Raw genomic sequence first — 9,821 nt, 5'->3', positions numbered from 1 at the left:
GGCTGTTCAAACTACCGTTTGAATTTGAGGATTGGAGAAGGGTGTGCTTGAGCAGCTCAGGCAGCGTTTGCCGGATTACAGACGCACAGAATTGCCCCTGGCGTTGCCCGAGGCTGCCGTTCTGATGCCGTTGGTTGATGTGTCGGAGCCTCGGGTTATCCTGACGGTTCGCTCCAATTCCATGCCGACCCACGCTGGTGAGGTGGCTTTCCCCGGTGGAAAGCGGGACCCGGGCGACAAGAATCTGCTGATGACGGCCCTGCGTGAAAGCCAGGAAGAGGTGGGGTTGTCGCCGGATTATGTGGATGTGCTGGGGCAGTTGTCTCCGCTGGCCTCCCGTTATGGCATGAAAGTGACGCCTTTTGTGGGCATTGTCAGCCCGGAAGCGGAGCTGCAGGCCGAGCCGGGTGAAATTGATACCATCTTCCAGGTGCCCTTGCAGTTCTTTCTGGATGAGATTCCGGAGCTGTCCAGCCCCATTGATGTGTTTGGGCGCCAGTTCCGTATCCCCAGCTATTACTATGAAGATAAGCGCATTTGGGGTCTGACCGCCTTCATGATTCTGGATCTGATCAACCACGTCTATGATGCGGGCATTGAGTTCGAGGTGAAGTAACTTTCTGCCTGTTAACCCTCTGCCTGGCACGAGGAAACAAAGGGGAGTCGAATGATTTATAAAATTGGTGAGCGCCGCCTGGAGCAGCGTGGTAGTGGTCACTGGATCGCAGACAACGCCACCGTGATCGGTTCGGTGATCATGGAAGCCAACAGCAGTATCTGGTTCAACGCGGTGTTGCGGGCCGATAACGACGTGATCGAAATCGGTGAAAATACCAACATCCAGGACGGTGCGGTGCTGCACGTGGATCCGGGCGTACCCATGAAGCTGGGTCGGGACGTGACCGTGGGCCACAAGGTCATGCTGCATGGCTGTACGGTGGGCGATAACAGCCTTATCGGCATCAATGCGGTGGTGCTCAACAAGGCCGTTATCGGCAATAACTGCATTATCGGCGCCAATTCGCTGGTGCCGGAAGGAATGAAAATTCCGGACAATTCCCTGGTGATGGGGTCTCCGGCCAAGGTGGTGAAGGAAATAGGTGAAGGGCACAAGGCCATGTTGACCATGGGCAGCATGCACTACGTGGCCCATGCCAAAGAGTTTGCCCAGCATCTGGAGGTGGATGAACGCTTCCATGACTGACAGGCAACTGGTGTCGCCGTGTGTGTCGATCTGCGCACTGGATGAAGATGATATCTGTGTGGGCTGTTTCCGTACCGGCGGGGAAATCTCCATCTGGGGGCTGCTCTCGGATGACGAAAAGCGAGAGGTGTTTCGCCGTATTGATCAGCGTATGAACGGCGAGCCAGCTCCTTGCGTGGTGCGCGCGGAGAAAAACCGATGACAACGCAGATTGGTGATCAGGAGCCTGTGCGGCCGGTGGTCGGGCTGGCGCTGGGCAGTGGTTCTGCCCGCGGTTGGGCGCATATCGGGGTAATCCAGGCGCTGGAAGAAATTGGTGTGCAGCCCCAGGTGGTGGCGGGGACATCCATTGGCGCACTGGTGGGGGGCGCCTATGTTACTGGCACGCTCAACGCTTTTGCCGACTGGGTGGAATCCCTGACGGTGAAAGATGTGTTCGGTTTGCTGGATATCAGTTTTTCCGGCGGCATGGTGAAAGGGGAAAAGCTGTTCAGCTTTTTTCAGGACCACCATGAAAACCCGGAAATCGAGACCCTGGACAAGAAGCTGGTCACCGTGGCCACAGACATGAAAAGTGGCCGCGAAGTCTGGATAACCAAAGGGCGGATGCTGGATGCCGCGCGGGCATCCTGTGCCTTGCCGGGGCTGTTTTCTCCAGTGAAGATGCAGGGGCGCTGGATGTTGGATGGTGGCCTGGTGAATCCGGTTCCTGTGTCTGCCGCTCGCGCCATGGGCGCAGATGTGGTGATCGCGGTGAATCTCAATGCCCAGTTGGTGGGCGCCCATCTGTCCCGGGACACACGCAGCCAGGCAGAGGGAGAGGAAGGCACCGCTGAAGAGCGCAGTATCTGGCAGAAAATGATGGATTACTTTGCTTCAGGAGACGGTCAGGATCCGGGTTTTTTCGATGTGGTGGCGTCCAGCATCAATATCATGCAGGACCGCATTACCCGCTCGCGTATGGCTGGCGATCCGCCTGAAGTGACGCTGGTGCCAATGCTGGAAGACTTCGCGCTGATGGATTTTCACCGTGCCAAGGAAGCCATCGCCGAAGGGCGTGCGCTGGTGAAGCGCTACGAGGCCGATATTCTCGCCTGGGTTGGGTCGCCGATCGCGGATCGGGTTTGAAGGGCAGTTGATAGTGGAAAGCTGACAGCTGCGCGTTAACCGTAGGGGTTATCTTGAAACGCAAGAGGCCGCGCCCAAAGGTTGGGCGCGGCCTCATTGCTTTAAGAAAACAGGAATTTTGATCGCGCAGCTGTCAGCTTTCCACTATCAACTGTCAACTTAACTCGCCTTCCTTGCTCTCACTGCCTTCACCATATTGTCCTTCACCTGCAAAATCTCGATCAGATACTGATCGATTCTCACCGAGATATTGGCGTCGGGGATATCCTGCAGGTATTCAAGGATCAGCCCGTTAAGGGTCTTGGGACCATCGGTGGGCAGTTCCCATTGCAGGGCGCGGTTGATGTCGCGCAGGGTGGAGGAGCCGTCGATCACGAAGCTGCCATCCTCCTGGGGATGGATGTCCTGGCTGGTGGCGGCCAGGTCGGTGGTGAACTCGCCAACGATTTCTTCGAGAATATCTTCCAGGGTGACCAGGCCCTGCACGTCGCCATACTCATCCACGACAATGCCGATGCGGCGTTTGGCATTCTGGAAGTTGATCAGCTGCTGATGCAGGGAGGTGGCTTCCGGTACGAAGTAAGGCTCCACCGTATATTGCATCAGCTCGGCTTTGTTGATTTCGTCCTTGAGCAGCAGGCGGCTTAGTTTACGCAGGTGCAGCAAGCCGATCATGTTGTTCGGGTCGCCATTGAACACCGGCAGCCGGGTGTGCTGGCTGGAGCGTAGAGTAGTGAGGATGTCGTGCATGTCGTCATCCAGATCAATCCCCACCATTTCGTTACGGGGGACCATGATGTCTTCCACCGTCACGGTTTCCAGGTCGAGAATGTTGAGCAACATTTTCTGGTGATTCTCGGGAATCAGCCCGCCGGCTTCATTGACCACAGTACGAAGCTCTTCCGGGCTCAGGTGGTCCTCGTCCTGCTCGTTGGGGCGAATGCCCGCTAGCCGGAGCAGCATGCTGCTGACCCCGTTGACCATCCACACCAGCGGCGCCAGCAGTACCTGCAGAGGCTTGAGGACCACGCTGGCAGGGAACGCGACTCGCTCCGGGCGCATGGCGGCGTAGGTCTTCGGGGTGATCTCCGCAAAAACCAGCATGATGATGGTGATCACCACCGGCGCCACAGCGGCGCCGCTGTCGCCCAGCCAGCGAATCGCCAGAATGGCGGCCACGGTGGCGGCAAAGTTATTGACGAAGTTGTTGCCAATGAGGATGACGGACAGCAGCCGGTCCGTGCGTTTGAGCAGGGCTTCCACCCGGCTGGCCGCTTTTTGTCCCTGACGGGCCAGATGTCGAAGGCGGTAGCGGTTAATGGCCACCATGCCGGTTTCACTGCTGGAGAAGAACGCAGAGGCCAGAATCAGAATAATCAGGGCGCCAATCAGCCACCCGTCAGAGTAGGTATCCAAAGGAAATATCGTTTATCCGCCAGTCGGCCCGCTATTGTTCGGGCCGGGGGGTTGGGGTGTCAAGGAGAGAGGCAAGCTATATGCGTCAGGCCCCACGCCGGGCACGCAAAAGCGTGTTGCGTGAGGAGTGTTGTGTGTCAGCGTTTCAGGATGAATTCCAGCACCAGCTGACTGCCGAAGAAGGCCACCAGCAAGACCGCAAAACCACTGAGGGTAAAGCGAATGGCGGTGCGCCCCCGCCAGCCTCGCAGATAGCGGCCGCCGAGCAGAACGGCGAATACTACCCAGGACACCAGGGTCAGCACGGTTTTGTGCATCAGATGCTGGGCAAACAGATTATCCACGTAAAGAAAGCCGCTGAAGATGGCAACGGTCAACAGGATTTCGCCCAGCCAGATTGCCTCGAACAGCATGGACTCCATGACCTGAATCGGTGGGAAAAGTCGCATGACGCCACGGATATGGCCGCTCTTGAGTTGACGGTCCTGAATCCAGAGCAGAATCGCCTGGCAGGCGGCCAGGGCTAGCACGGCGTAGGCAACGATGGAAAACAGGACATGTACGCCCAGGCCGTGGGCCAGCGGGTGGGCGGTGTAACCGGTGCTGACCCACAGCATGGCGGGAATGGTGCACGCGGCAAAGGGATAGACGAGCGCTGAAATCCACTCGAACGGGCGATACAGGCTGGACACGACGACCACGGCGGCCCCGGTCATGGCCACGGCGGAGGCGACGGGGAACAGCCCCAGTTGCAGTCCGCTGGTGGTGATCATCACCTGCCACAGGCTGGCGGCATGGGCGATAACGGCCAGGGTGCCGGGGATCAGAATGCTGGCCCGGGACGGGACTGTCTGGCCGCGAAATTGCCGATAGAGGATCAGGCAGGCGGCGAGATACAAAACAAACGCCGCGAAGCCGTTGATCACGGAAAAGTTCATAAGTCGTTGTTATCCGAAGTAGGCGCCCAGCATAAAATGGCGGGCCAAGCCCGCTGAAGTCTGGCATAGCCGCCAGTTATCTATCAACAATCATTCTCATTTTGTGCCGTGAAAGGGAAGACTGCGGCCGGGGCCCATGACGTTGGTGCCCAAGGAGGGCTATAATCGCGCCCCTGTCACTGCGGCAGGCACGCCTGGCCGCAGACATGGTGCATTTGGAGGTAGACCCATGTTCGAGAATCTCACCGATCGGTTGGGATCGTCGCTTAAAAGCCTGGCAGGTCAGGGTTCCCTGACCGAAGACAATATCCGCGACACCCTGCGCGAAGTGCGCAAGGCACTGCTGGAGGCCGATGTGGCCTTGCCGGTGGTGAAAGAGTTTGTCGAGCAGGTAAAGGAAAAGGCCCTGGGGCAGGAAGTGCTGCAGAGCCTGAACCCGGGCCAGGCGTTTGTGAAGATCGTCAACGACGAGCTGGTTCACACCATGGGCGATGCCAACGACGCCCTGGATCTGGCCACCAAGCCGCCGGCCATTATTCTGATGGCGGGCCTGCAGGGTGCCGGTAAAACCACCTCCGTGGCCAAGCTTGCGCGTTTCCTGCAGGAGCGTGAGAAGAAGAAAGTCATGGTGGTGTCCGCTGACGTCTACCGCCCGGCGGCTATCGAGCAGCTGAAAACCCTGGCGGGGGAAGTGGAGACCAACTTCTTCCCGTCCACCGGCGACCAGGACCCGGTGGATATTGCCAGTGCGGCGCTGGAAGAAGCCCGCCGTCGTTATATGGATGTGCTGATCGTCGATACCGCGGGCCGTCTGCATGTCGACGAAGACATGATGAGCGAGATCAAACGCCTGCACGGGGCCATCAGCCCGGTGGAAACCCTGTTCGTGGTGGACGCCATGACCGGTCAGGATGCGGCCAACACCGCCCAGGCCTTTAATGAAGCGCTGCCGCTCACCGGTGTGATCCTCACCAAGGCCGACGGTGATTCCCGCGGTGGTGCGGCGCTGTCTGTGCGTCAGCTCACCGGCAAGCCGATCAAATTCATCGGTATGGGCGAGAAGACCGACGCCCTGGAACCATTCCACCCGGATCGTATCGCCAGCCGGATTCTCGGCATGGGCGACGTGCTTTCCCTGGTGGAAGAGGCCGAGCGCAAGCTGGACAAGAAGAAAGCCGAAAAAATCGCCAAGAAGTTCAAGAAAGGCAAGGCGATGGACTTCGAGGATCTCAAGGACCAGTTCCAGCAGATGCGTAATATGGGCGGCATGGCCGGCCTGCTCGACAAGCTGCCGGGCATGGGCGGGATGATGGAAGCGGCCCAGGATCCGGCTGCCATGAAACAGATGAAGCACATGGAGGCCCTGATTGATTCCATGACCCCCAAAGAGCGCCGTAACCCGGATCTGCTTAAAGGCTCTCGCAAGAAGCGCATTGTCGCTGGCGCAGGTCTGGAGATTCAGGACCTGAACCGCCTCATCAAGCAGCAGAAGATGATGGCCAAGATGATGAAGAAGATGCGCACCAAGGGTGGCATGAAGAACATGATGCGAGGCATGGAAGGCATGATGGGCGGCGGCGGCCAGGGTGGTCCGGGTGGCGGCATGCCCCCGGGCGGCATGGGCGGCCCAGGCGGCATGCCGCCGATGTGAGGTAGTGCATCACGCTGCACGCTTCATGAAACAACGCGGGCAGAGCGGGTGGGGACTCCACCTCTCTGTCCGCGTTGCGTTTGGGGGGCTGTGAAACCGTGTTGCGCGGAGCTTGTTGCGTGGTGCATCTCCCTGTATAATTCGCGCCCTTCGCGGCCTCTCCGTGCTTTTCACGGGTGGCTTTCAAGCGGATACGATGGTCAGGCTGTCCTTTTCGATGGCCGGGCCGGGAAACCGGATTGATAAAAAGGTACGTAAACCATGGTAATTATTCGTCTCGCTCGCGGCGGTTCCAAGAAGCGCCCGTTCTATAGCATCGTTGTTGCTGATAGCCGTAACGCCCGTGATGGTCGTTTTATCGAGCAGCTGGGTTTCTACAACCCCATCGCCCGTGGCGGTGAAATCCCCCTCAAGCTGAACCTGGAAAGCCTGGATGCCTGGGTTGCCAAGGGTGCACAGCTGTCTGACCGTGTTAAGACCCTCGCCAAGCAGGCCCGTAAGGCAGCCTGATGGCAGAGCGAGGACAATCCTCTTCTGAAGAGGGCGCGTCCTCCAGGCTGGAGGTGGTCGGCCGCATCCTCGGGGTGCACGGCGTCAAAGGGTGGGTAAAGGTGTATTCCCATACCGATCCGATGGACAACCTCCAGCAGTACCAGCCCTGGCACCTGAAACAGGGTGGCCCGCATTCAAGTGGTCAGTCTTCAGGTGGAGAGTGGAAACCGGTGAAAGTGACCGGATTCCGCCCTCAGGGGAAAGGCCTGATTGCGCAACTGGAAGGGATTACCGACCGGGAAGCGGCAGCGGCCCTGGTGGGGCAGGAGATCGGCGTACCCGCTGATTTGCTGCCACAATCCGGGCAGGGCGAGTACTACTGGCGTGACCTGATTGGCCTGCGGGTAAAACATGTGAATGGCATGGACCTGGGCAGCGTGTCGCGCATGTTGGAAACCGGTGCCAACGACGTTGTCGTGGTACGCGGAGACCGCAATAGCCTGGATCGGCGTGAGCGCCTGATTCCCTGGCTCCCGGATGACGTGATTACTGACATCAGCCTTGCAGACGGTGAGATGACAGTAGATTGGGACCCGGACTTTTAAATGATGGCGACGAAGCCTCCGTTTGCCGTCACTCTGGTAACGCTGTTTCCAGAGATGGCGCAGGCGATTACTGACTTCGGCGTGACCCGGCGGGCCGTGGAAAACGGCCAGCTGCAGGTGGAAACGGTGAATCCTCGGGACTTCACTGAAGACCGCCACCGCACTGTGGACGATCGCCCTTTTGGTGGCGGCCCCGGCATGGTGATGAAGGTGGAGCCGCTGGCGAAAGCCCTGCAGGCTGCACGCACTGCCAACCCGGCAGCGAAAGTGGTTTATCTGTCCCCGCAAGGACAGCCGCTGACCCAGGCCAAGGCCGCGGTGTTGGCGGAGCAGCCCGGCCTGATTTTGCTGGCGGGGCGCTACGAGGGCGTAGACGAGCGGTTGCTCGATGCCGAGGTGGATGAGCAGATATCCATCGGCGACTACGTGCTAAGCGGCGGCGAATTGCCGGCGCTGGTGCTGATCGATGCGGTCAGCCGATTGATTCCCGGAGTGCTGGGTCACCAGGATTCCGCCGAGCAGGACTCTTTTTCGGGTGAATTCGAAAACCTGCTCGATTGCCCGCATTACACCCGCCCGGAGGTGTATGGCGAGCAGGCGGTGCCACCGGTACTGCTCAGTGGCAATCACGCGCTGATTCGCCGCTGGCGCCTTAAGCAGGCGTTGGGACGGACCTGGAAACAGCGTCCGGACCTGCTGGAGGCCCGCCGGGCGCGGGGCTTGAGCAACGAAGAGCAACAGCTGCTGGACGAATACATCGCCGAGCAGTCGTCGCATACAGCAAAAAACTCTGATTAGGAGCACTGCCATGAGTGGCAAGAACCTTATTATCCAGGGCATTGAAAATGCCCAGCTGAAAACCGAAGTACCGGAATTCGGCGCCGGTGACACTGTTACCGTGCAAGTGAAAGTAAAGGAAGGCACCCGTGAGCGTCTGCAGGCGTTCCAGGGTGTGGTTATCGCCCGTCGTAACCGTGGCCTGAACTCTGCGTTTACCGTGCGTAAAATCTCCCACGGTGTGGGCGTTGAGCGTGTATTTCAGCTGCATAGCCCGCTGATCGATTCCATCCAGGTTAACCGTCGTGGCGATGTGAGCCGCGCCAAGCTTTACTACCTGCGTGATCGCTCTGGTAAGTCCGCACGGATCAAAGAAAAAATCCGGTAGTAGATTGCGGATTCCTTCTACCGCGAGCGAATGTTGGTTTAGCCTTTGCTGTAGGGCATGCGAAATCAACCTCTGGCCCGGTAGATTGCTCCAACAAAAAAAGCCGCTTCCTTTTCGGGAAGCGGCTTTTTTTGTTGGAGCGCCGGACGCTGGATGCCGGATGCATGACGCTCATGGCATCAGGCGTGCTAGTTCTTCTTCACCATCCGGTACAGCGCCAGCAGCACCAGCGCGCCGACAATGGCGGTGATAAAGCTGCCCAGGCTGAACCCGCTCACTGAGCCGCCCAGGCCGGTCAGGGAGCCCAGCCAGCCGCCGACTACGGCGCCAGCAATACCGATCAGGGTGGTGACAATAAAGCCGCCCGGGTCCTTCCCTGGCATAATCCATTTAGCGATGATGCCGGCGATCAAACCGAATACGATCCAGGATAAAATTCCCACGATTCCTCTCCTTGGTGACGATTTCTTGAAATTTTGCTGGTCTCCATTGTTGCCCTAAATCGCGTGGTTTGTCGTCTATCCCCGTGGGCTTGTGCGTAATATTTAGTAAAAGGCGTGCCGGTATGTGTGGGTGTTCATTCTGGGTAACTCATTGTTTTTTCTTTTTGTATAAGGCCTGATGGCGTAATGGGAACTGTGGATAGCAGGCAACTGACGGATGCACATGGCCAGCTGATTGACAGCTGGCTGGACCAGCAGTGGCTGGAGAAAGGTCTGAGTGAGCACAGTCTGTCCAATTATCGTCGGGACATTAGCCAGCTGGCTGTCTGGCTGCAGCATCAACGGGCGAGTTTGCTGGCCTGCGAGCGCTATCAGTTGCTGGAATTCCTTGCCGCCCGGCACCAGCAAGGCCTCAGTGCACGCTCCGTTGCCCGACAGCTGTCGGCGGTGAAAAGCTTTTACCGCTGGCTCAAGCGGGAAGGGCGCATTGCGGAGGACCCGGCACTGCTGATCGAGCGACCCAAACTGGGCAGGCCGTTGCCAAAGACCCTGAGCGAAGCGGATGTGGAGGCCTTGCTGGCGGCGCCGGACTTTTCCACGCCGCTGGGCCTGCGTGACCGGGCCATGCTGGAGGTGCTTTATGCCACGGGCCTGCGGGTGACGGAACTGGTGACATTGACCCAGAGCCAGATCAATCCGCGCCAGGGGCTGATCCGGGTGATCGGCAAAGGCGACAAGGAGCGGCTGGTGCCGCTGGGGGAAGAGGCGCTGCACTGGCT

Annotated in this window: 13 protein-coding genes; 10 read left to right on the top strand and 3 right to left on the bottom strand. The window is 58.8% G+C overall.

Annotated features, from left to right (window positions below):
* The first annotated feature begins 43 nt into the window (after positions 1-43).
* Genes A3730_RS27595 through rssA form a run of 4 tightly spaced genes read left to right on the top strand, consistent with a single transcriptional unit; the run spans position 44 to position 2,332 of the window.
* Complete coding sequence (locus A3730_RS27595) at positions 44-616, top strand: CoA pyrophosphatase (RefSeq protein WP_063520155.1); 573 nt, start codon at positions 44-46, stop codon at positions 614-616.
* A gap of 51 nt (positions 617-667) precedes the next feature.
* Positions 668-1,204: a gamma carbonic anhydrase family protein gene (locus tag A3730_RS27590; protein WP_063520154.1), complete on the top strand. Its 537-nt coding sequence runs from the start codon at positions 668-670 to the stop codon at positions 1,202-1,204.
* On the top strand, positions 1,197-1,406 hold the full coding sequence (locus tag A3730_RS27585; RefSeq protein WP_082872274.1) for a DUF1289 domain-containing protein: 210 nt from the start codon (positions 1,197-1,199) through the stop codon (positions 1,404-1,406). The genes A3730_RS27590 and A3730_RS27585 overlap by 8 nt, the downstream gene beginning before the upstream one ends.
* Positions 1,403-2,332 carry a patatin-like phospholipase RssA gene (gene rssA, locus A3730_RS27580; protein WP_063520152.1) on the top strand — a complete coding sequence of 310 codons (930 nt, stop codon included), beginning with the start codon at positions 1,403-1,405 and terminating at the stop codon, positions 2,330-2,332. The genes A3730_RS27585 and rssA overlap by 4 nt, the downstream gene beginning before the upstream one ends.
* 159 nt (positions 2,333-2,491) lie before the next feature.
* Here rssA and A3730_RS27575 read toward each other — a convergent pair whose 3' ends face one another.
* Together A3730_RS27575 and A3730_RS27570 are read right to left on the bottom strand one after the other, a co-directional pair.
* Complete coding sequence (locus A3730_RS27575; protein ID WP_063520151.1) at positions 2,492-3,748, bottom strand: HlyC/CorC family transporter; 1,257 nt, start codon at positions 3,746-3,748, stop codon at positions 2,492-2,494.
* 137 nt (positions 3,749-3,885) lie between these two features.
* The gene (locus A3730_RS27570; RefSeq protein ID WP_063539362.1) at positions 3,886-4,686 is read right to left on the bottom strand and encodes an inner membrane protein YpjD; all 801 of its coding nucleotides are present in this window, start codon (positions 4,684-4,686) and stop codon (positions 3,886-3,888) included.
* A gap of 229 nt (positions 4,687-4,915) precedes the next feature.
* Between A3730_RS27570 and ffh the strand changes: the two genes are divergently transcribed.
* The 5 genes from ffh (at position 4,916) to rplS (ending at position 8,599) form a co-directional block, all read left to right on the top strand.
* Complete coding sequence (gene ffh / locus A3730_RS27565; RefSeq protein ID WP_063520513.1) at positions 4,916-6,337, top strand: signal recognition particle protein; 1,422 nt, start codon at positions 4,916-4,918, stop codon at positions 6,335-6,337.
* Positions 6,338-6,598: 261 nt separating this feature from the next.
* Entirely contained in the window at positions 6,599-6,847 is a 249-nt protein-coding gene (gene rpsP, locus A3730_RS27560) for a 30S ribosomal protein S16 (RefSeq protein WP_063520512.1), read from the top strand.
* On the top strand, positions 6,847-7,434 hold the full coding sequence (gene rimM, locus A3730_RS27555) for a ribosome maturation factor RimM (RefSeq protein WP_063520511.1): 588 nt from the start codon (positions 6,847-6,849) through the stop codon (positions 7,432-7,434). The genes rpsP and rimM overlap by 1 nt, the downstream gene beginning before the upstream one ends.
* Positions 7,435-8,232, top strand: coding sequence for a tRNA (guanosine(37)-N1)-methyltransferase TrmD (gene trmD / locus A3730_RS27550; protein ID WP_063539361.1), 798 nt, complete (start codon positions 7,435-7,437; stop codon positions 8,230-8,232).
* A gap of 10 nt (positions 8,233-8,242) precedes the next feature.
* The gene (rplS, locus tag A3730_RS27545; RefSeq protein WP_007150853.1) at positions 8,243-8,599 is read left to right on the top strand and encodes a 50S ribosomal protein L19; all 357 of its coding nucleotides are present in this window, start codon (positions 8,243-8,245) and stop codon (positions 8,597-8,599) included.
* A 188-nt stretch (positions 8,600-8,787) separates the two neighbouring features.
* On the opposite strand, the gene A3730_RS27540 is transcribed toward rplS, so the two are convergent.
* Positions 8,788-9,042 carry a GlsB/YeaQ/YmgE family stress response membrane protein gene (locus A3730_RS27540; protein ID WP_063521103.1) on the bottom strand — a complete coding sequence of 85 codons (255 nt, stop codon included), beginning with the start codon at positions 9,040-9,042 and terminating at the stop codon, positions 8,788-8,790.
* A 186-nt stretch (positions 9,043-9,228) separates the two neighbouring features.
* On the opposite strand from A3730_RS27540, the gene A3730_RS27535 reads away from it, so the two are divergent.
* Positions 9,229-9,821: site-specific integrase (locus tag A3730_RS27535; RefSeq protein WP_156501409.1), on the top strand; the 593-nt coding region annotated here is incomplete at its 3' end.

This window comes from Alcanivorax sp. HI0044 (assembly GCF_001634945.1).
Note: the sequence above shows the minus strand (reverse complement) of the source record. Positions and strands in the feature narration are given on the sequence as shown.

Excerpts from the sequence above, each read along its gene's own strand:
- A3730_RS27585 (WP_082872274.1), top strand. The coding sequence starts at position 1,197 with ATGACTGACAGGCAACTGGTGTCGCCGTGTGTGTCGATCTGCGCACTG.
- A3730_RS27570 (WP_063539362.1), bottom strand. The coding sequence starts at position 4,686 with ATGAACTTTTCCGTGATCAACGGCTTCGCGGCGTTTGTTTTGTATCTC.
- rpsP (WP_063520512.1), top strand. The coding sequence starts at position 6,599 with ATGGTAATTATTCGTCTCGCTCGCGGCGGTTCCAAGAAGCGCCCGTTC.
- A3730_RS27590 (WP_063520154.1), top strand. The coding sequence starts at position 668 with ATGATTTATAAAATTGGTGAGCGCCGCCTGGAGCAGCGTGGTAGTGGT.
- trmD (WP_063539361.1), top strand. The coding sequence starts at position 7,435 with ATGATGGCGACGAAGCCTCCGTTTGCCGTCACTCTGGTAACGCTGTTT.
- rssA (WP_063520152.1), top strand. The coding sequence starts at position 1,403 with ATGACAACGCAGATTGGTGATCAGGAGCCTGTGCGGCCGGTGGTCGGG.
- ffh (WP_063520513.1), top strand. The coding sequence starts at position 4,916 with ATGTTCGAGAATCTCACCGATCGGTTGGGATCGTCGCTTAAAAGCCTG.
- rplS (WP_007150853.1), top strand. The coding sequence starts at position 8,243 with ATGAGTGGCAAGAACCTTATTATCCAGGGCATTGAAAATGCCCAGCTG.
- rimM (WP_063520511.1), top strand. The coding sequence starts at position 6,847 with ATGGCAGAGCGAGGACAATCCTCTTCTGAAGAGGGCGCGTCCTCCAGG.